The following is a 20,894-nucleotide window of genomic DNA, read 5'->3' on the forward strand; positions in this document are numbered from 1 at the left end:
TGCGGACCGCGACTAGATTTGTGGTCCCGATCGATAACCCCAACGGGTCATACATAAAGTGAATACTTTCGTCGATAGCGTTCGGTGGCCAGCGTCAACCATAACGGCGGCCACGCAACGGCGATCGGGCACAACATCATCGGTATCCGGTCGATGCGGTTGCGTCATCGAAGCGATATCACCGGCGGCTTGACAGATCGGGTCACACCACGGTCAGCGGCAGCGAACGCCGGGGCTGGAACTCGAACGTTGAACCGCCACTCACTTTGGCAACCGAGACCTCAGGCAGCTCGCTTGCGGCAGTATCGGTCTGGGAGAGTTCCGCGACCCAGTCGGTGCCCGTGCCGGCGATACGGACTTCGATGTGCGGGTCGACGGCGGTGGCAATCGCCTGTAGCGGCTGGGCCGACTCCGGTGAGCACAGCGAGATCCACGCCGCGTCGTCGTGGGCCGGCGACCGCTGAACCCGCAACTGATCGCGGATCTCGGCATTGACGTAGCCGACCGGGCTGATCAGCGGGTGCAGCTCGAAAACCTTTCGTACACCGTCCATCCCGGCGGGCAGTGACAGGGCTCGATGGATCCGCTCGGCGCCGAGGCCGGCGACGCCGATCAGCTGGCGGGTGCATATCGAATCGGCCAGCTTGATGTCCGATCCTGCTCGCGCGCGCACCGCGATCGCGAAGGACAAATACAGCAGATGCATCTGCAGACATACCTCGTCGGCCATCCGCACCAAGGCCGAATGCGAGTACGCGCCGAAGTCGAAGTCCGACACCACCGGCCCCGAATAGTCGGCAAGACCTTCGTCAGACCGATCGATCGCATCGAGTTCCCAGTTGGCAGCGCGGGTTTCGGCCACGATGTCCAGTGCCGGAATGCCCTCGACCGGCGGATACGACTCGTCGATGATCACCGTCCACGCGCAGTGCGGATGCCGGTCGGACGGAGCGCGGGGCGGGCGGTGGATCGGACGCACCTGCGCGCGCGCGTTGGTCGCGACAGCGGTGGCGTCGAACGTCGGATCCTCGATGGTGTGGCACATGCCGAAGACGTACTCGTCGCCCATCGGCTCGACGTCCAGCAGCGCACCGCAATGGTCGAGGTGAAACTCGCCGTGCCACCGGTCGTGAATGGTGTAGCGGAAATCCATGAATTGTGGCGGAGCGCCGATGTCGAGCTGCAGCCCCTTGAAAATTGTTGGTACGTCGACGCCTTCGTAGTTCAGGGCACGCTGCATGCGTCTGGTGTAGATCGGGCTGGCGCCGGCCCACTCCTCGATGGCGATCTGCACCATCTCGTCGCGCCCGAACTCCTGGATGCACCACGCCATGCCCGAGCGGTCGATCATCTGGCCGATCAACAACAGCTCGGGAAGCAGCACCGTCAGCTGCTGACGCGACAATTGGGCATAACGGGATCGGCTCACCGCTCAAAAATAGGGCGGACTATGTTATAAAGTCAACAATGTCCATCGCCGCCGGCCAGCAGGCCCGACCACCCGTCAACCCCACCCGACGGACCAATGCGCCCCGCAAACGCGGCGATGACACCCGCGCGAAGATCATCGACGAAACAGTCCGCTGCATCGTGGAGGAAGGTTTCGCCGCCGCGACCGCAAAACATGTCGCCGAACGCGCGGGCGTCACGTGGGGGGTGATCCAATACCACTTCGGCGACCGCAACGGATTATTGATGGCCGTCGTCGACGACGGCGTCGCCCGACTGTTGGACAGCCTGTCGTCAGCCGATGTCAGTGAACTGCCGTTGCGGGAGCGCATCGAGGTCGTCGTCGACACCGCCTGGAGTTGTTACAGCAGCCCGACATCGATGGCGGCGTTCGAGATCCTGCGGGCCGACCGCGGCGGTTCGTCACGGGGCCACCTGGTGGAGATGAACTCGGCGATCGGCCAACTCGGCCGACTGATAACCGATGATCCGTCTCATGACGGTGTGGCCGAAGTAATTTGGGCGACACTGCGCGGAGTGGTGCTGGCACAGATGATCGTGGGGACCCCGATCGACTGGCAGCGGGAGCGACGCGCGCTGATCGACATGGTCACCGACTATCTACGCTGACCCACGTTGCGTTACCGAGGGATTTTCGCCGCGATTCCGTTGACGATGTCGAGAGCCTGGTTGGCGACGTCGTAGCGGCAGGCGGAGACGTCGACAGCGACGTTGCTGCGCACGGCAAGGGCGCGTTGGCACTGCATGCCCCCACCGTCTTTCAAGGTTTGCGTCATCGTCATGGTGCCGTCCGCGTCGGCAGGTGCGCCCGCGGTCCACAATTGCGGCGTCGGCGGGGCGGGGAACGCCACCGTCAGCGTGCGGCCCGAGCAGCTCGCCCATTGCGACTGCTGTTCGGCGAGAAGCTTTTTCGCCGCATCAGCAGTCGGAAAGCTGATGACAGCCTGGATAACGGCGTAAACCCGGGGGCCTTTGCCGGCGTTGCGCAACGCCTGTGATCGCGCACCGGTCCATCCGGCGTCGGCGTACACCGGGTGCTGGGCCGGGGCCATGACGCCGACGCAGTCCTTCTGCAAGAGCTTTTCGGAATCGTCGATCACGGTGTCCGCGAACGACTCCTGGACCAGCGCCGCGGCTCCGATGATTCCGGCGACCTGCTCGGGCGGTAACAACAACCCCGACAGCGCCGCACTGGTCAACGGGCCCACCGGTGCGCTCGCAGCCGAGGCGTCCGGCGCTTTAGCCGCCGGGTGCTGACGGGATGTCGTCGTCAACATCACCACAGCAACCGCCGCCGCCAGCACGGTGACGGCAGCGCACAGCACTGCAGCGACGCGCCGGCCACGGCCCCGCCTGGGCGGCGGTGAGAATGCCGGCGGCCGGTAGAAGCCGAGTGGGGCCGTTGCGGAGTAAGGGTTTTGACCGTATGGCCCCAACTGCGGCGCGGCCGCAATCGGGTGCCACGGTGCGGTCGTCGAGCCCAGCTGTTCGTTGAGGGCCGCGCCGGCGGCTTCGGCGAGACCACGTGCCGAGCTGAATCGCTGCGATGGATCCTTGGCCATCGCGGTGGCGATCACCTGATCCATCTGTACCGAGAGGCTGGGCACCACGTCGGTCACCTTCGGCGGCGGCGCGTGCAGGTGCGCCGCGACCACAGCCGCTGATCCGTCGGCCATCGAAAAGGGAGCTTGGCCGGTCAACAGCCGAAACAGGGTGCACGCCAACGAATACAAGTCTGCCCGGCCGTCAAAGGGCTGGCCGGCCAGCACTTCGGGCGCCGCATAGGCCACCGTCGCCGTCACCGATCCGGTGATCGTCAATCCGGCGTCGTCGAACGCACGCGCAATCCCGAAGTCGCCCAACAACACCCGCTCGTCGGGGCCTATCGGTCCGGAAAGCAGGAAGTTGGCCGGCTTGATATCACGATGTACCACACCGCGCTGGTGCGCATAATCCAGTGCCTTGGCGACTTCGTTGACGATGTGCACCGCCCGCGCAGGGGTCATGGTGCCGGCACGCAGCGCAGCATTGGCGTCGGTACCGTCGACGAACTGCATCGCGATCCACAGCTGGCCTTCGAACTCGCCCCGCTGGTGGATCGACACGATGTTGGGGTGGTCCAGCGACGAGGCAACATCGGCCTCACGAATGAACCGTGTCCGAAAGTCCGCATCGCGCGACAGGTCCGCATTGAGCACCTTCAGCGCTTCGTTGCGCGGCAGATCGGGGTTGCGCGCCAGATATACGGTGCCCATTCCGCCCTCGCCCAGTACCCGGTCGATCTGGTATCCGGCGAAGATCCGGCCCGGGCTCAACATGCTGGCGTTTGTCCTTCGTAGTCTCCGATGCCCGGAGAATACCCGCCGGCATGTGCTGCAATGACCTGATGAGCTCCTACGGTCACGACGCCTGGCTCGCCGACGTCGCTGCGATAGAACTGATCAAGTACCGCTATCTGCGTGGGCTGGACACCAAGCATTGGGACGACTTCGCCGAGACGCTCACCGATGATGTGATCGGCGACTACGGGTCGTCGATGGGCGAAGAGCACCACTTCACCAACCGTGCCGATCTGGTCGAGTACATGCGCTCGTCGCTGGGACCGAACGTGATCACCGAACATCGCGTCACCCATCCGGAGATCACCGTGACCGGCGACGAAGCCACCGGCACCTGGTATCTGCAAGACCGGGTGATCGTGGCTGAATTCGACTTCATGCTGATCGGCGCCGGGTTCTACCACGATCGATACCGCCGTACCGCGGACGGATGGCGGATCAGCGCCACCGGATACGACCGAACCTACGACGCCACAATGTCATTGAAAAACCTGGGCTTCAAGGTGACGCCGGGTAGCGCGCTGGCCTGACGGTGCAAAACCGTTGGCACAGATAGTTATTGGGTGATCGCCATGACCGCGCCGGGCCGCAGCCACTGAATGATCTGCACCAGCTTGGCGTCGTCGATCGCGACACAGCCTTCTGTCGGGCCACCGTCGGTGGTGTGGAAGAAAAACGCCGCGCCCTTGCCCGGCTGACGATTCGGATTGACGCCCATCACCACCGCGTGCTTGTACTGCGGAATCTCGAGATTCTCGCTGGCTCCGGTGTCAAACGGGCACTGAGCTTGATGGCACACCTGCATGGTGTTGAAGGTGGCGCTGCCGTCGTCGCCGTTCCACCAGTGGTTTGACCCAACCTGAACATATTTGAGACCGCCGCCGGGATTGGGCGCGGTGCCGAATGCGAACGGCAGCGCGAAAACACCCATCGGCGTCGCCGGATAACCGCTCTTGGCCTGTGCGGCAAGGCCTGCCGATCCGACATGCGTCGGTATGGCGGCCGCGACCGGTTGCCAGCCGGTGGCGTCACGTTGATAGACGTCCATCTTCGCATTCGAACCGCCCGTCCCGACAACGGAAATCACCTGAGTGGCGTCGCCGACAGACGGAGCAAACCAAGGTGCGCCGACTGCACCCCCCTTCGGAGCTGTCACCATGGGCACAGCCGCTGCGCACACGAAGGCGCACAGTAAACCCAGCAGTCGGCGCACCGTCTTATCGTCGGCGCCGCACGATCGACAGGTCAAGTCAAGGTTTAGCGTCGATCCGGTCACCGCGCGGCAGCGACGCCGCTCTCGCCGGCTGTCGCTGCTGGTGCACCTATATGTTCGTAGGCGTCGCCCACAGGTTCCCCGGGTATAGAAAGCAATGGATGTCACCGACAGATCACAGCCGGCAGCCCGCTGGTGACGACAGCACGATAAAGCTCGCCGCGGCGGGCCGCGTCGCCGCGCCGCCACTGACGGTCTGGGTCGGATCGGCGATGTACACCTTTCCCGTCGAACGCGACGTCATCGTGGGTCGCGACCGCGGATGCGACATCTGCTTCCACGACATCGATCCCGACGACCTGACACTGATCTCACGGGTGCACGCGATTCTGCGGTTCGACGGCGCTCGGTGGATGGCGGTCGACAAAAGCCAAAACGGCATTTATGTCGCCGGCTCCCGCGCCAACGTGGTGCCCATCCGCGATCGCCTGAACGTCGCATTGGGTAGCCCGCGCGGTCCGGAGTTGACATTCCGCGTCGCGGCTTCGACGTCGTCGCGGGAACCTCGCGGTGACAGCCCCGAGACGGTGACATTCCGGCCAACTGGACCGACACCACCGACGCCGGCACAATCTCGCCCGCCCGTTCGCCCCCCAGGTCCCCGGTCGCGCCCGATCCGGCCGGCCCCTTCCCGGCGGGTCGGCGGGATCGGGCGGGCACCGAGTTCATCGGGCTCGGCGACGATCGGCCGCGCCAAGACCAACAGCGTCGTCGTCGAGGACGCACTGGCCTCCCGCGTGCACGCGATGCTGATCCCCAGTCCGGCCGGTCTGGAGATCCGCGACAACAACAGCAGCAACGGCACATTCGTCAACGGCACCCTGACCACGAGCGCGATGCTGCGTGACGGCGACGTCGTCACGATCGGCAACACCGACCTGCTCGCGACCGGTAACACCCTGGTGCCTCAGCCGGTGGCGGCCCACACCAGCGGGCTGACCGCGCACGGGTTGGCGCTGAGCGTCGACGGGCGCCAACTGCTGCAGGACGTCTCATTCACCGCGCGGCCGGGAACGCTGACCGCGGTGATCGGGCCGTCCGGCGCCGGAAAATCCACGCTGGTGAAGCTGATTGGTGGAGCGATGCCACGCAGCGCCGGTGTGGTTGCGTTCGACGGGCACGACGTGCACGCCGAGTACGCGTCGATGCGCTCGCGCATCGGGATGGTGCCCCAGGACGACGTCGTGCACCGCCAGCTCACCGTCGAGCAGGCGCTCGGTTACGCTGCCGAACTGCGACTGCCGCCGGACACCTCCCCCGATGACCGACGGCAGGTCGTCGAGCGGGTGCTCGACGAGCTGGAGTTGGCCCCGCACAAGACGACTCGCGTCGACAAGCTGTCCGGCGGGCAGCGCAAACGCGCATCGGTGGCCATGGAACTGCTGACCGGTCCGTCGCTGCTGATCCTCGACGAGCCGACGTCGGGACTCGACCCGGCATTGGACCGCCAGGTGATGACGATGCTGCGGCGGTTGGCTGACGCGGGCCGGGTGGTCATCGTCGTCACGCACTCGCTGACCTACGTCAACATGTGTGACCAGATCCTGCTGCTGGCACCGGGAGGCAAGACCGCCTTCGCCGAGCCGCCCGCACAGATCGGGCCGGTGATGGGCAGCACCGACTGGGCGGACATCTTCGCGCGCGTCAGCACCAACCCCGATGGTGCACATCGCGCGTATTTGGCCCGTCATCCCGCCGCCCCGCGCAGGCCATCGCCGACCGCCGGCGCAGCACCGCTGGGACGCCCACCACGCACCAGCTGGTGGCGACAGGTGTTGACGCTGGTGCGCCGCCAAACCCGGCTGATCACCTCCGATCGCGGATACTTCGCATTCCTGGCGGTGCTGCCGTTCGTACTCGGCGTGCTGTCGCTGGCGGTGCCCGGTAACACCGGGCTGGGATCGGCCAACCCGACTACGGCCGAAGAACCCATCGACATTTTGATCCTGCTCAATATCGGCGCGGTGTTCCTGGGCACCGCGCTGACCGTGCGCGATCTGGTCGGCGAGCGGATGATCTTTCAGCGCGAGCGCGCCGTCGGTCTTTCGGCGTCGGCCTATTTGATGGCAAAAGTCGTCGTCTACGGCGCTGCGGCGCTGATCGGCACCGCGGTCATGGTTGCAATCATGGCGATCGGCAAAGGCACGCCCTCGCATGGCGGCGCGCTACTGGGGCGCGGCGTCGTTCACGGCGTGCTGGAGCTGTACCTGGGCCTGGCGCTGACGGCGATCACCTCGGCGATGGTGGGGCTGGCGCTGTCGTCGCTGGCCCGCTCCACCGAACAGGTGCTGCCGATGCTCGTCGTGACGATCATGATCTCGATGGTGCTGGCCGGCGGCCTGATTCCGGTGACGGGACGGCTGGTGCTGGACCAGCTGGCCTGGTTCGTGCCGGCCCGCTGGGGGTTTGCCGCTTCGGCGTCGACGGTTGATCTGAACAGCGTCGAGGCGGGGCTGCCCGCCGACCGGTTGTGGCGTCACGCACCCGGCGCGTGGTTGCACGGCGCCGGCATGCTGGTGGCCCTGGCCGTCGTGTTGGCCGGGCTGGTCCGGTTCAGGCTGCGGCTGGGTAAGCGGGCCCGCTGATGCCGGTCTTTGTCCGCAGGCTCTTCGGCATCGGCAAGCTGCCCGCCGACGTGCGGGCCCAGGTCGAGGCGGAAGGGATCATTTACCTCGCCGACTACGTCCCCGTCACCCGACGGTTCAGCGGCGCCATCCCGGGCCTGCGCTCGGCGCACAGCGTCGCCGGCTACGTCGGGTCGTTGGTATTCACCTCGCAACGAGTACTGGCGACCCTGTCGTCGTTACCCAAATTGGCCGGCCCCACCGTCGACGTTCGTTGGGAGGCAACGCAATCCGGTTCGGCAACCGCGGAGATCTCGGCAACCGGGCTGCACGTCGATGTCGACGTCGACAGGCTGGACCCAGCATTCACCGGACACCTGTCGCTGCACTACAAGCTTGCCGTTCCCGCCGACGTGCTGGCCGGGTTGCCCCGACGATCGCTGAACTTCGACATGCCGGCGAAATATGTTCTGCGCGCGGTCGGCGTCACCTATCGGCCGTAACGGCTCAGCGTCGCCCCCAGGCCGACGACGTCGCCGACAAGTCGGGCCACGGCGGGCGGCGCAGCACTGCCGCGCTGGCAAGCACCGCCGAGATCAGGCCGGTGATCACCCCGATCAGCGCGATCCGGTTCGCGTCGATCGCCGGCACCCAGCGCACCGTCCCGCCGTGCACGACGAATACACCCATCGGCGCAGCAGCGCCGGCACGAACCTTGGCAACAGTGATCACCGTCCCGCCATCCGCCGTTCGGTACGGCTCGCCGTAGACGCGTCCACGAGTGCCATTGGTGGGTAGCTGCTCCACTGACTCAGGAATGTTCATGGGGCTGATCCTTTTCGCCGGTTCTGGCACAAACGGTCCGACGCAAGTGTTGCCCACCCAGCGCCCCGACACGTCGAGTTGGGCATCGTTGCCCGCTTTAACACCCGGCGGTTTCTACGATGACTACGTGGGTGATCACGCGTTCAGTGCGCCGGAGCGGCAAGCGGTCTATCGCGTGATCTCCGAGCGTCGCGACATGCGCCGGTTCGTGCCCGGCAGCACCGTTCCCGACGACGTTCTGGCACGTCTGCTTCAAGCCGCTCATGCCGCGCCCAACGTCGGCCTGATGCAGCCGTGGCGGTTCATCCGGATCACCGACGGCGGGCTGCGCGGCCACATTCACGCGATGGTCGACGAGGAGCGTTTGCTCACGGCGCACGCGCTGGGCCCCCGGGCGCAGGAATTTCTGGCGCTGAAGGTCGAAGGCATCCTCGATTGCGCTGAGTTGCTGGTGGTCGCGCTGTCCGATGACAGAGACAGCTACGTGTTCGGCCGTCGCACCATGCCGCAGATGGATCTGGCGTCGGTATCGTGCGCCATCCAAAACCTTTGGCTGGCAGCACGATCCGAGGGCCTCGGAATGGGCTGGGTGTCCTTGTTCGATCCGGCAAAGCTGGCGTCGCTGCTGTCGATGCCCGCCGGTGCCGAGCCGGTGGCGATCCTGTGTCTTGGTCCGGTGCCCGATTTCCCCGACCGGCCTTCACTGGAACTGGACGGCTGGGCGCTGGGCCGTCCGCTCGGCGAGTTCGTGTCGGAGAACGGTTGGGTGCAGACGCCCGAACGCGCGACCTGAGGGTCAGCTCATCGCAAGTTGCGCGATGAGGGTGCTGATCGCGGCGGCGGCATCAGGTGGCACGGAGCGCTCGGACTCCGCGTCGAGAAGTACCTCGGTGGAAACGCCGGCGGCGTTGGCCGCCTCGTCGACGCTGAGCTCGGCCCGGTGCCGGGCGCCATAGAGTCGCTGCCCCAGGGTGGCAGACGGCGACTGTGCGGCCCGCAGCATGAGCTCGTTGTAGCTTCGGCGCACCGCGCTCAGCGCAAGTACCACCGACGGCGTGCCCCTCGCATTGCGCGCGGCGTTGGCCGCCACCATCTCGAGCTTGCGCAGGTCGGCCAAGATGGGAGTGGCGCGCTGGGTGAAGTCCGGTTCCGCCAGATCCGGCAGAGCGGCCAGCGCCGTCCCGATGCTGTGCATGGCCAGCTCGACTGCCTCGGCCATCAGCGGCGCCTGGACCGTCTCGGTCAGCACCTCGGTGACGTCACCGCCCGGAGCGACTGGGACGCCGTTACGGATGCGCGTGATGGTTCCCGGCGGCCAGTTCAGCACTTCTTCCAGCCTGGCCAGTGTCCCGCGCCGCGGCCAGCTGCGACCTTTTTCGAACGCGATCAGGGTGCCGGCGTTGATGACTTTGTCTCGGGCCAGGCTGCGCTGGGTGATATCGAGTTCTCGCCGCCGAGCGGCGACCGCGCTGCCGGCCCGGGCCACATCGGGATCGGTCTCGGCCAACTCGTCCCAGTGCTCGTCGTCGGACTCGGGCTCGATCGCCGTCACCGCCGCCGCCGCAGGCGGATCCCCGGGCGCCAGCGTCACCGCAATTCCGTCCGCGTCGCCCAGATGAACCGTCAGGGGGCCGGTGATCAGCACTGAACTTCGCCGCACCCCGTCGACGAACATCCCGTTGGTACTGGTGTCGATGACGTGCCAGCCGTCATGACGCGGTTCCAGACGGACGTGTGAGCGGGAGATCCGGTCGTCGTTGATGCGCACGGCCGCCGCCGGGTCTCTGCCGATGACGGCTACGCCGGAATTCGGATTGAGCGTGTGGGTGTCGGTGCCGATTCGGACCGACAGGTAGGGCCCATTGGCCGACGCGGCCTGCCGAGTTGTCATCGCCTGCTCCCAAGTCCCGTCGCGGCTTTGAAGATGCTACATCTTTCCCGTTACGCCAGCGTCATCGATACCCGCTTTACGCTCCGTCTTCGGCCCGAATCCGTAGCACCCGGCGCTACGGTCGGCTGCGGGCGGGCCGCCTCGGCGGGCCAACCATAGCACCGTTTACAGCTATTTACGCACGTCATGGGGGCATTTGCGGCGTCGACCCGCAACCAGGCTCGGTTTCGTAGCGCTGCTTCGACTTAATCATTGCGTAGGCGCGTTAGTACGCATAGAGTCGTAGCACTAGCGGTGCGAGCGCGCCGCAACTGGAGGGGTAACGCCATGACTGCCACCGTGCTATCGCTGACCGCGCCGTCCGAAGATTTCGTCCCGGTTTGCACCACCGACCCGGAGCGGTGGACCACCAACCCGGACGACGAGGCGAAAGCGCTGTGCCGCGCGTGCCCGCTTCGTTGGCGTTGCGCCCGCGAAGCCTGGGAAACGCCGGGCTCCGAGGGTCTGTGGGCCGGAGTGGTGATCCCGGAGTCGGGCCGAGGCCGCGACTTCGCGCTTCGCCAGCTGCGTTCGCTGGCCGCGCACGGCGGCTACCCGGTTCGGCCCGGATACCGTGCCCGGCGCCGAATTGTTCTGCCCGGGGCATAGCCGGAGAACGTCAAGGCTCACCGGCCCGACGGTTACGATGCCGAGGTGCAACCACCTCCGCCGGGTGTTCCCCCGGAATGGGGCAGCTCGCCAGAAGATCCCCGCGAGCACGTCGAGCCTGGCTATGGTCAACCGCCTGTTCCCGGCTATGGCCCGCCGCCCGGGCCCGGCTTTCCATCGGCCGAGTACGGCCAACAGCCGGGCTACAGGCCGCCGTGGGGCGGTTACCCTGCACCCGCTGCCGTCCCGAGTTTGCAGCAGACCATCGGCTGGATCAGCCTGGCGGCCATCGGGTTGCTGGGGTTACTCGGCGCCATCCTGACGCTGACCTTGTGGATCAATCTGAACAGCGCAGTCAGCCGCGCTGCGGATGTATGTAACCGGTTCGGCGGTGAGTACTTGAACATGTGCCGTGAGCAGATCAAGAACATGGTTCCGACTGTTCCTGTGGCGCTGGTCATTTGCCTGTTCCTGATCATCGGAGCCTGCCTTGCGGCGGCGGCCGGCGCGATGATGCTCTTTCTCAAGAAGCCAATGGGCCATTTCCTGATCCTCGGCGGGGGCTTCGTCATGCTGATCTTGGCGATCGCTTGCGAGGCCCGCTACGGCGCCACCAGTCGAGTCACCTACGACCTGATCACCGGCCTCGTCATCGTGGTCACCGGAGCACTCATGTTCGTCCCGGCGTTCCGGGTGGTCTTGGGGATGCCGCCGAAGTTGACCGATGGCCCCGGGCCCACCGGCTTTCCGGGCGGCGGGCGTTGGCCACCCGGGCAGCCACCGCCGCAACCACCGCCGCCGCCACCGTCGCCATATGGCCCGCCCGGCCCGCCGCAACAGTGGTGAGTCGCTGACGCCGGGCCCTGACCGGACAGCCGCCGCGATATCCAGCGGCGCGCCCAAGCCGATAACGTCGACGGCGCCCGGCAAGCTCAGGAGGTGACGGGGATCGGCGGCACAGACGCAAATCAGGACGCAACACGTCCGCGGCACGACAATGTGCTGTTCGTGCACTGGCATGATCTGGGCCGTTATCTCGGGGTGTACGGTCACGCCGACGTCTCGAGCCCACGGCTGGACCAGCTGGCCGCGGAGGGCATCTTGTTCACCAGAGCACATGCCACCGCACCGCTGTGCTCGCCGTCGCGCGGGTCATTGTTCACCGGTCGCTACCCGCAGAGCAACGGATTGGTCGGACTGGCCCACCACGGGTGGGAATACCGACCCGGTGTTCGTACGCTACCCCAAATCCTCTCCGAATCTGGCTGGCACACCGCACTTTTCGGGATGCAACACGAGACGTCGCATCCCTCACGGCTGGGTTTCGACGAGTTCGACGTGTCCAACTCCTACTGCGAGTACGTAGTCGAACAGACTCAGCACTGGCTGCACGAGCATGACACCAGCCGACCGTTCCTGCTGACGGCCGGCTTCTTCGAAACGCACCGGCCCTATCCACGGGATCGTTACGAGCCCGCGGACGCCTCCGCCGTCGATCTGCCCGACTATCTGCCCAATACCGTTGAGGTGCGCGAAGATCTGGCCGAGTTTTACGGATCCATCACGACCGCGGACGCCGCGGTCGGTCAGATATTGGACACACTTGCCGCCACCGGGTTGGACGCCAGCACCTGGGTAGTCTTCCTCACCGACCATGGCGCAGCATTTCCGCGTGCGAAATCAACTCTGTACGAGGCCGGGACGGGAATCGCCATGATCGTCCGCCCTCCCACTCGGATGGGGTTGGCGCACAAGGTGTACGACGATCTATTCAGCGGCGTAGATCTGCTCCCGACGCTGCTGGAACTATTGGGTGTGACCGGGGCCGCCGATATCGAGGGCGTCTCGCATGCGCAGGCGTTGCTTGCCCCCGACACCCCAAAGCCGGTGCGCGACCACGTCTACACCACCAAGACCTATCACGACTCGTTTGATCCGATCCGGGCGATCCGGACAAAGGAATACAGTTACATCGAAAACTACGCGCGCCGACCGCTATTGGATCTGCCGTGGGACATCGAGGAGAGCCCGTCCGGTCAAGCCGTCGCACCGCTGGTCACCGCTCCGCGCCCGGAACGCGAACTTTACGACCTGCGCGCGGATCCCGCCGAAACCAGCAACCTGCTGGACGGGGACTGCAATGATCGCGCCGATCAGATTGCCGCTGATCTTGCTGTCCGCCTTCATGATTGGCGTCAGAAAACCGGCGACGTCATACCGTCTGATTTCGCCGGCACCCGCATCGCGGCACGCTACACCGAAACCTACTTGAAGATTCACAAGAAAGCTCCAACCAGTCGCTCGGCCATCGCCGTCGACCGCGGTATCGACGTCGAAGTCCGGCAAACGGAGCCATGACAGCTGATGCCTGCGCAACCGACGTCGTATCTCGTGCTTGCCTCGCAACGCAGCGGCAGCACGCTGCTGGTCGAATCGTTGCGGGCAACCGGCTGTGCCGGCGAACCACAGGAGTTCTTCCAGTATCTGCCGACGACAGGGATGTCGCCGCAACCGCGGCAGTGGTTCGCCGACGTCGAGGACGAGACGATTCTGCAGCTTCTCGACCCGTTGGTGCCGGGCACGCCGGATACCGCGTCGTCAGTCGCCTGGCGTGAGCACATCCTCAGCTCTGGCCGGACGCCCAACGGCATCTGGGGCGGCAAGTTGATGTGGAATCAAACGCCGCTGCTGCAGTACCGAGCGGCTTCGTTGCCCGATCACTCCGGCGACGGTCTGCGGTCAGACATTCGGGACGTGATCGGCAGCGAGCCGGTTTACGTACACGTCTACCGGCCGGACGTGGTGTCGCAGGCAGTGTCGTTCTGGCGCGCCGTGCAGACTCGGGTCTGGCGCGGCCGGCCAGACCCGCGGCGCGACTCGCGAGCCGCCTACCACGCCGGTGCGATCGCGCACGTCATCACGATGCTGCAGCAGCAAGAGGAGGGCTGGCGTAACTGGTTCACCGAGGAGGCCATCGATCCGATCGACGTGCCCTACCCGGTGCTGTGGCGCAACTTGACCACGATCGTCGCGACGATCCTCGAGGCGGTCGGCCAAGATCCCCGGCTGGCTCCCGCGCCAGTGCTGGAACGTCAGGCTGACCAGCGCTCCGACGACTGGGTGGATCGCTACCGCGCTGACGCCCGGCGGTTGGGACTGCCGGAGTAGCCGGCTAGTCGCCTACCCGAGCGACGAAAAACACCCGCCGGAACGGGTAGAAGGTGCTCCCGTCGGGCCGAGCCGGATAAGCCTCGGCGAGCAATGGAACGAGTTCTTCGCGAAACCGTTGGTAGCTCTGCTCGTCGAGCCGTTCGCTGACCGGCAAAAGCGCGGTGCCGCTGATCCAGTCCAGCACCGGATGCTCGCCCGAAAGTTGGTGGATATAGGTAGTTTCCCACGCATCGACAGTGCACCCGGCATCGATCAGCAACTCGGCGTAGTGCGCCGGCGTGTTGACCACGGTGCCCACCCGAAACGGGACGTCGCGCAGCGTCTTTGCGTACGGCGCACGTCGGGCCACCGCGCGCACCGCGGCGTGCGACGGTGTTTCGAAGTTGCCCGGCATCTGAATCGCGATCCAGCACCCGGCGGCCAGCTGGCCGGCCCATTGGACCAACAGCTCATCGTGTTCGGGCACCCAGTGCACGGCGGCATTGCTGAGCACCACGTCGGTATCAGGCTGCGGCGTCCAGGTTCTCAGATCTGCAACCGAAGCGTCCACGCCGCGCTCCCGAGCCGCGGCAACCATCTCCGGCGAGCTGTCCAGCGCCTCGATGACCGCATCCGGCCAGCGCCGAGCCAGCTGATCGGTGAGGTTTCCCGCGCCGCAGCCCAAATCGACCACCCGCCTCGGGCTCGGGGCTGCTACCCGGGACAGCAGATCGTAGAACGGCCGGGCCCGGTGATCGGCGAACGTGAGGTAGACATCCGGGTCCCACACCTTGGTCCTCCTGTCCACCAGCCGGCGCAGTGACTGATATAGACAACGGTATTACCCACTTCTTCCCGGACAACTCGAGGATGGAACATGGCCGACGAAGACGAGGCCGCCGAGGTACGGCGGATCTGGTCGACGCTGGGCTTGCCCGGTGTGATCGACGTACACACCCACTTCATGCCGAAGTCGGTGATGGACAAGGTGTGGCAGTACTTCGATTCCGCGGGTCCGCTGGTGGGCCGTGAGTGGCCGATCAACTATCGGGCAGCCGAGTCCGAACGCGTGCAGATGCTGCAGCAGTTCGGTGTGCGCCGCTTCACCGCGCTGGTCTATCCGCACAAACCGCAGATGGCGGCGTGGCTGAACCAATGGGCCGTTCAGTTTTCCCGGGCGACATCGGATTGTCTTGCAACCGCGACGTTTTATCCCGAGCCGGAGGCCGGAGATTACGTTGGGGCCGCGATCCACGACGGAGCGCAAGTCTTCAAAGCACACGTCCAAGTCGGCCGGTACGAACCCAACGACCCGCTTCTCGACCCGGTCTGGGGAGCCATCGAAGACGCCGGGATACCCGTTGTCATCCATTGCGGTTCCGGACCGGCTCCAGGCGAGCATACTGGGCCCGAGCCGATAAGGGCTCTGCTGCAACGCTATCCGCGGCTGCCGCTGATCGTCGCGCACATGGGGATGCCGGAGTACGTGGAGTTTCTCGACATCTGCGAGGACTCGTCCGACGTCAGGCTCGATACCACCATGGCTTTCACCCCGTTCGTCGACGAGCTCATGCCCTTTCCGCCGTCGCACCTGCATCGGCTGCGGCAGCTTGGTGATCGCATTCTGTTCGGCAGCGACTTTCCCAACATCCCCTACGGCTATGCGGACGCCATGCGGGCGATCACCCGGCTACCGGGAATCGACGACGCGTGGCTGCGCGGCGTGTTCTATGAGAACGCCGCGGCCCTGTTCTTTCCGACGAGCCTCGGATGACTAGTTCACCGCGGCCTGCGGCCCGGCGAACTGTGGTTGTGCGGTGCTGGCCCAGTGCATCCGCTCCAGTAGCAGCGATTCGGGTAGTGCGACATGGCCGTCGAGGCGCCGGGTCGACAGCGGCTCCAAGGCCGTCAGCGTCGTCCGCTGGATACCGGATTTCGAAATCAGTCCGGGCAGCGGCCCGCTCGCGCCGGGCCGGGCGTCGGTGCGGAATGCGCATGCGACGGCCAGCGTCTGGCTGTCACCGGCACCGGCAACCTCGGCTGCCGTCCAGACCTCGCGGACCGGGTACGACCAGATCGCCGCGAGCGTGTTCGGCAATGCGGTGTCGACCTTGACGCCATACGCGGCAACGTAATCCGTGCTCTCCTGACTGATCCCGGACCACGTCTCGCGGCCAGACCGCGAGTAGGGCGCCGGCACGTCATCGGGGGCTGCGAGCGCGGCTGTCCACCCGCTCTCGCGGAGGTGGTCAGCGAGTCGGCGCGCGGCCACCTCGGCGGTCTCGTGCAGCGGGATCTGCGGCGAACGGGCTTGTAGCGCAGCGAGATTCGCTGCGGCAGACAACGTCACGCCGATCCACGTCTCCCGCTCCCGGGTGCCGACTTCTGATGTGCTGTCGCGACTGGTCACCCGGATGGCGTCGGCGTGCAGACCGTAGCGTTCCGCATAACCGGCGATCAACGACAGCGGCAGCGCGTCGGCAACGGCTATCGGTGGCGTCACCCGCAGCAGCGCGGTCGTCCGCAGGTCGGTGACGGATTCCTCCGCTCTGCGTGCACCGCGGTTGGGTCGCAGGATCGCCAGTCGGCGGCGCAGGATCGTGGTGACGGGCAGCCCCTTCCACCGCGTCAGCAACACGATCACCGCAACGATGGCGACGCCGAGCACCCAACGCTCGCGTACCGAATGCCACGGGAAGGCGAGGGCTGCGGCCACAACGGCCAACAGCACCAACGTGATCCGTCCGGTGGGCGGCGAAACTGATTGGTGCGCGCTCACAGTGTGGGTTCCTTTCGGTGTGCGGCGATCGCGGCAGCGGCCACGACGGCCAAGAGCAGAGCGGCCGTGCCGCCGAATGCGACGATCCGGGGCACCGGGCTCTTTGGTGCCGGCTCCGGCGGCGCCGCAACGTGTTTCACCGGCGACTTGTCGTCGTGGGCCGCGGGCAGCTGCCAGGTCAGGGCCGCCACGGCGTCTACGGTGCCGGCGCCGACCACGTTGGATGGTGCACGGGCGCCGTTGTGCGCGGAGGCGGTGATCCGCTGAATCACCTGAGTGGCGTTCAGTTCTGGGTACTTGCTGCGTACCAACGCCGCGACACCGGACACGTATCCGGCCGCGTAACTGGTGCCGACCAGCGGCACCAGTTGCTGATGCTCATTCGGTAGACCATTGGCGAGCCCGCCGTCGTCGCGGTTACTCACCGACACGATGTTCTCGCCGGGCGCGGCAACTCCCACCCACGGGCCGGCCATGGTGAATTTCGATGGCTGATCGGTCGGGGTGAGCGAGCCCACCGAGAGCACGTACGGCTGCCACCAAGACGGCACCGACACCGAGGTGACACCGGCCCAGTTGCGAGGATCGTCGGGACGACCCAAGTCGGTGAGCGGGTTGGAGTCACACGCGGATCCCGCGGCCGCACCGGCGGCACCGATGTTGCCGGCCGCGGCGACGATCACCGCGTCCTTGTCGACGGCCGCGTATCGGATCGCCGCGCCCAGTGCGCCCTGGTCGACGTTGCGATCGGCGGGCAGGCAGGTGATCCCGGAGACGGTGATCACCCGCGCGCCGAGATCGGCGGCACGCACGATCGCGCGGCCGAGCGCCGTCACGTCGACGACCGCTCGAGCGACGGTGGGATCGCCACCCGCGGCGCGCGCCGAGAACTTCGCCGACGTCACCCGCAATGACACCAGCCGCGCCCCCGGTGCGATGCCGGCGAAACCGTCATCGCCGGGCTGGCCGGCGATCAGGCCGGCCACCGCTGTCCCGCGCCCGTCGCAGTCGGTGAGGCCATCGGTGGCTTCGATGTAGTCACCCCCGGGCTGCACATCCGGTAGCCGCGGCCCCGGCCGCACCCCGGTGTCCAGAACCGCCACCAATTGTTCATCGCCGCGGGAAAACCGCCACGCCGCAGACGGATCCAGCGTCTGCTGGCTTGGCGACGCCACCTTGAAGTCACTACCCGCGATCACACCGGTACCGCTGCACTCGCCGTTCTTCTCCATCGGCTGCACCGGGCCCGGCGCACCGGGCGGTGGCGCGGCGCCCGGGTCGACCTGTGGGCGATCGATCGCCAGTGCAGGCGGGCAGGCCCACAGCGCGGCTACCAGAACCGCTGTGAGACAACCGAATCGACGGGCGCGGGCAGAGTTCATCGATTGAGCACCCAAGCGAACAGTCCCACCAGGTAAGCAATCACCGGGATCAGCGACGCGTCGATTCCCGACGCGACGAAACCCACCAGCCGGCGTAGCGGCAGCGAGTAGCTCTCCGGCGAAGCGATGCCTGGGCTCAGCGCGACGACGACCCACGCCGACACCAATACCGCCAGCACAATCGCGATCACCAGCGCAGTCAGGTAGTGCGCTGTCGCGGTGTAAAGCACGACCAACGCCACGGCCACCAAGAAGGGCTGGGCAAGCAGCCACGCTTTGATCCCGGCGGAGTCCCACACCCGTGCCCGCAGCGCAGCCGCGCCAGCGGTCGCGGCCACCACATACCAACCCCACCCGGACAATGTCTCCGGGCGCCACGCAATCGCCAGTGACCCGATCACGCTGAGCAGCACGGCACCCGCGATGAATCCGGTCTGGTGCGCGTCGCTGATGCGCACCCGTCGCGGAAGGTCCGCGAGCACCCGTGACGACGGCGCCGACGGGGTGGGGTCCCCGGGTCCCGGAATGACCGGCAGCGGGAATCGTGCCCACAGCGCGGACAATTGTGGGGCTTCGACGGTGACCAGCAGCGCCACGACGAGCAGACCGGCGCCCAGCGTCACCAACGGCAGCTGCCACAGCGACGCCGCACCCGCAGCCAACAGCACACCAATGCCCAACACCACCGTTGCAGTGAAAAGGCCGATGACACCGTCGCTTTCGCGGCGGGGCAGGATCAGGGTGATCAGCGACCACGCCGCCACGCCGGCCGCAGCCAGCGTCACCTGCGCGCTGCCGAAGCTACCCGGCACGGCGAGGGCCAACGCCGCGGCGATGGGCACCAAAGCGGCAGCGGATAACGCCGCACCGGCGCGGGGCGAACGCGTGGCCAGACCCGCCAGCACGCTGAGCAGCGCTATCGCACCCACCGCGAACAGCCCGGCCGAGGAGCCGGTCGCTACCCGGTGGACCACTCCCAGACCTGTTGCGGCCCAGATCAATCCAGCAAGCGCAGCGACCGCGCCGCGCTGGATGTGTGCGGTGCCCCACGGCTTCAACCGAGATGTAGAGAAGATCACCGCCGCGTCGGCGATGTCCTCGACGATGCCCGGCGCGGCCGGCCCGGCGGGGATCGGCAGCAGGGCCAACAGGTCACCATCGACCACGCCGACCGTGCCCAAGCTGGCGTCCAGGCTGAACGGCGCGCCACCGATCGGAGCAAGGCTGAGCCTAGTCGGAGTCGTCGGCTCGGTCACGGCGTTTCCGTTGGCAGCCGCATCCTCAGCGACGGCAGGAACGACCAAACGTTGCACCGCCGGCAGGATTTCGCGCAACGGCAGCTCCGCGGGCAGTGCTATCTCGGTCAACCGGCTGTCCGCGAGGATGGCGACCCGCACAATGGGTATAACAGCGCTGGACATCACCGGCTCCTCAGGCTTCTGCGGGACATTGCTTCTCTTTCTCTTCGTGAATAGCGGTTGTTCGGGGAGGGTCAGACCACTTGTGAGTCGACCTGCGTGCTGAAATCTCTGGAGAGCCGATTGCCCTCAAACCAGTGGCCATCGGGTAACTGGCCGGTGAGCTGTTCGACGGCCACGGCGATGGAAAAGGCGGTTCCGGGGCTGAACGTGGAGATCCATTCGCCGTCGAAGGCACGCGATGGACTGACCAGCACCCGGCCCGCAGTGGTGTCGACGACGCTCATGCCCACTTCGGTGGTGGTGTGCTGTCCATCTTGGTGACAGCCAGCGACGATCTCGACGTAGCTGCGCGGCCCGGTGAACACCGACTCCACCACTGAACGCGCCGACCGCGGAATACCCAGGTAATCAAGGACTTCGGTGAGCGAGGCACCATTACGTATCCGCTCGTCGGCTCGTGCACCAACCTGGGCGGGCAGGCTGAACTCGTCGAAACGAGCGGGCTGGCGCTGCGCCAGGCCGACACCCAATACCGGCACCAGCGCGCGAGCGTCGTGAATGTCCATCGCCGTGAACGTCACCAGCTGTGCGTTACGCAGTGCCACAACAGTTTTCCCGCCCCGCCGAGCGATGATCCCTCGCAACAGATCGTCGCCCCCGGAGGCGGCGGCGGACCCGACATAGCGCAGGTCCAGCCACCGCTCCGGGAAGCACACCACCCGGATCCAGTCGGCTACCGCCGAATTGACGACACCATCGGCCGACACCATACCCATGCGGGTCAGGTCGGCCTGCTGGGTTGCGATGAATGCACCCCGTTCGGCGGCATCAGTGTAAGGCGTGGTGATCGCCAATACCCATGGGAACGTGCCCGCTCCAACGGTTTCAGCGATGTACCAAGCCTGGTCGACGGTGAGCTCGACGGCGTTGGGATTGGCGGTCATCTACGTTGCGAACCCACCCGCCGGGTGTGCAACACGATCCGCCTCACAAGCAGAGCCGCCGATGGGGCTAGCCGCCCCATTTGGCGCCTTCGGCTTGGTCGCGGGCCAGCATCGAGGTGGTGTTGTTCTCATGGGTGCCCGCCATCGCGCGGTAGGACAACACCAACTGCTCCATGGCCTGATTCCACTGGGCCTGCCAAGCTTGGTA

The 20,894-nt window shown here is 66.3% G+C and carries 20 protein-coding genes and 1 pseudogene; 10 read left to right on the plus strand and 11 right to left on the minus strand.

What is annotated here, in order from left to right:
- Positions 1–202 precede the first annotated feature (202 nt).
- Positions 203–1,429 (minus strand): hypothetical protein, encoded by a 1,227-nt coding sequence (locus tag VGG53_RS08695; protein WP_331517643.1) that lies wholly within the window; start codon positions 1,427–1,429, stop codon positions 203–205.
- 38 nt (positions 1,430–1,467) lie between these two features.
- Between VGG53_RS08695 and VGG53_RS08700 the strand changes: the two genes are divergently transcribed.
- Positions 1,468–2,079, plus strand: coding sequence for a TetR/AcrR family transcriptional regulator (locus VGG53_RS08700; RefSeq protein WP_331517644.1), 612 nt, complete (start codon positions 1,468–1,470; stop codon positions 2,077–2,079).
- Positions 2,080–2,090: 11 nt separating this feature from the next.
- On the opposite strand, the gene VGG53_RS08705 is transcribed toward VGG53_RS08700, so the two are convergent.
- Positions 2,091–3,788 (minus strand): serine/threonine-protein kinase PknH/PknJ, encoded by a 1,698-nt coding sequence (locus VGG53_RS08705; RefSeq protein WP_331517645.1) that lies wholly within the window; start codon positions 3,786–3,788, stop codon positions 2,091–2,093.
- Between the two features lie 50 nt (positions 3,789–3,838).
- Here VGG53_RS08705 and VGG53_RS08710 point away from each other — a divergent pair, with 50 nt between their 5' ends.
- A complete protein-coding gene (locus VGG53_RS08710) occupies positions 3,839–4,339 on the plus strand; it encodes a nuclear transport factor 2 family protein (RefSeq protein ID WP_331517646.1) in 501 nt (166 codons plus the stop codon).
- Positions 4,340–4,365: 26 nt separating this feature from the next.
- Here the strand turns inward: VGG53_RS08710 and VGG53_RS08715 are convergent, their stop codons facing one another.
- Positions 4,366–5,022 (minus strand): L,D-transpeptidase, encoded by a 657-nt coding sequence (locus VGG53_RS08715; protein WP_331517647.1) that lies wholly within the window; start codon positions 5,020–5,022, stop codon positions 4,366–4,368.
- Positions 5,023–5,183: 161 nt separating this feature from the next.
- Between VGG53_RS08715 and VGG53_RS08720 the strand changes: the two genes are divergently transcribed.
- Both VGG53_RS08720 and VGG53_RS08725 read left to right on the plus strand, forming a co-directional pair.
- A complete protein-coding gene (locus VGG53_RS08720; protein ID WP_331517648.1) occupies positions 5,184–7,667 on the plus strand; it encodes an ATP-binding cassette domain-containing protein in 2,484 nt (827 codons plus the stop codon).
- Positions 7,667–8,149, plus strand: coding sequence for a hypothetical protein (locus tag VGG53_RS08725; protein WP_331517649.1), 483 nt, complete (start codon positions 7,667–7,669; stop codon positions 8,147–8,149). The genes VGG53_RS08720 and VGG53_RS08725 overlap by 1 nt, the downstream gene beginning before the upstream one ends.
- 4 nt (positions 8,150–8,153) lie before the next feature.
- On the opposite strand, the gene VGG53_RS08730 is transcribed toward VGG53_RS08725, so the two are convergent.
- Entirely contained in the window at positions 8,154–8,471 is a 318-nt protein-coding gene (locus tag VGG53_RS08730; protein WP_331517650.1) for a hypothetical protein, read from the minus strand.
- 127 nt (positions 8,472–8,598) lie between these two features.
- Between VGG53_RS08730 and bluB the strand changes: the two genes are divergently transcribed.
- The gene (gene bluB / locus VGG53_RS08735) at positions 8,599–9,264 is read left to right on the plus strand and encodes a 5,6-dimethylbenzimidazole synthase (RefSeq protein ID WP_331517651.1); all 666 of its coding nucleotides are present in this window, start codon (positions 8,599–8,601) and stop codon (positions 9,262–9,264) included.
- A gap of 3 nt (positions 9,265–9,267) precedes the next feature.
- Here bluB and VGG53_RS08740 read toward each other — a convergent pair whose 3' ends face one another.
- Positions 9,268–10,362 (minus strand): FHA domain-containing protein, encoded by a 1,095-nt coding sequence (locus VGG53_RS08740; RefSeq protein ID WP_331517652.1) that lies wholly within the window; start codon positions 10,360–10,362, stop codon positions 9,268–9,270.
- A gap of 327 nt (positions 10,363–10,689) precedes the next feature.
- On the opposite strand from VGG53_RS08740, the gene VGG53_RS08745 reads away from it, so the two are divergent.
- From VGG53_RS08745 to stf0, 4 genes are all read left to right on the plus strand, one after another.
- Positions 10,690–11,010: a WhiB family transcriptional regulator gene (locus tag VGG53_RS08745; RefSeq protein ID WP_331517653.1), complete on the plus strand. Its 321-nt coding sequence runs from the start codon at positions 10,690–10,692 to the stop codon at positions 11,008–11,010.
- Positions 11,011–11,055: 45 nt separating this feature from the next.
- A complete protein-coding gene (locus VGG53_RS08750) occupies positions 11,056–11,856 on the plus strand; it encodes a hypothetical protein (RefSeq protein ID WP_331517654.1) in 801 nt (266 codons plus the stop codon).
- A 102-nt stretch (positions 11,857–11,958) separates the two neighbouring features.
- Positions 11,959–13,368 (plus strand): sulfatase, encoded by a 1,410-nt coding sequence (locus tag VGG53_RS08755; RefSeq protein WP_331517663.1) that lies wholly within the window; start codon positions 11,959–11,961, stop codon positions 13,366–13,368.
- A 6-nt stretch (positions 13,369–13,374) separates the two neighbouring features.
- Entirely contained in the window at positions 13,375–14,178 is an 804-nt protein-coding gene (gene stf0 / locus VGG53_RS08760; protein WP_331517655.1) for a trehalose 2-sulfotransferase, read from the plus strand.
- A 4-nt stretch (positions 14,179–14,182) separates the two neighbouring features.
- Here stf0 and VGG53_RS08765 read toward each other — a convergent pair whose 3' ends face one another.
- A complete protein-coding gene (locus VGG53_RS08765; protein ID WP_331517664.1) occupies positions 14,183–14,950 on the minus strand; it encodes a trans-aconitate 2-methyltransferase in 768 nt (255 codons plus the stop codon).
- A gap of 87 nt (positions 14,951–15,037) precedes the next feature.
- Between VGG53_RS08765 and VGG53_RS08770 the strand changes: the two genes are divergently transcribed.
- Positions 15,038–15,934 (plus strand): amidohydrolase family protein, encoded by an 897-nt coding sequence (locus tag VGG53_RS08770; RefSeq protein ID WP_331517656.1) that lies wholly within the window; start codon positions 15,038–15,040, stop codon positions 15,932–15,934.
- Here VGG53_RS08770 and eccE read toward each other — a convergent pair whose 3' ends face one another.
- The 5 genes and pseudogenes from eccE to VGG53_RS08795 all read right to left on the minus strand — a co-directional run.
- The gene (gene eccE, locus VGG53_RS08775) at positions 15,935–16,939 is read right to left on the minus strand and encodes a type VII secretion protein EccE (protein ID WP_331517657.1); all 1,005 of its coding nucleotides are present in this window, start codon (positions 16,937–16,939) and stop codon (positions 15,935–15,937) included.
- Positions 16,936–18,321 (minus strand): type VII secretion-associated serine protease mycosin, encoded by a 1,386-nt coding sequence (mycP, locus tag VGG53_RS08780; RefSeq protein WP_331517658.1) that lies wholly within the window; start codon positions 18,319–18,321, stop codon positions 16,936–16,938. Before mycP ends, eccE begins: the two co-directional genes overlap by 4 nt.
- On the minus strand, positions 18,318–19,742 hold the full coding sequence (eccD, locus tag VGG53_RS08785; protein WP_331517659.1) for a type VII secretion integral membrane protein EccD: 1,425 nt from the start codon (positions 19,740–19,742) through the stop codon (positions 18,318–18,320). Before eccD ends, mycP begins: the two co-directional genes overlap by 4 nt.
- Before the next feature lie 71 nt (positions 19,743–19,813).
- On the minus strand, positions 19,814–20,686 hold the full coding sequence (locus VGG53_RS08790) for an ESX secretion-associated protein EspG (protein WP_331517660.1): 873 nt from the start codon (positions 20,684–20,686) through the stop codon (positions 19,814–19,816).
- 67 nt (positions 20,687–20,753) lie between these two features.
- Positions 20,754–20,894 (minus strand): annotated as a pseudogene (locus VGG53_RS08795) (WXG100 family type VII secretion target); the annotation flags it as partial.

This window comes from Mycobacterium sp., from assembly GCF_036490025.1.
In the GTDB taxonomy this organism is placed as follows: Bacteria; Actinomycetota; Actinomycetes; order Mycobacteriales; family Mycobacteriaceae; genus Mycobacterium.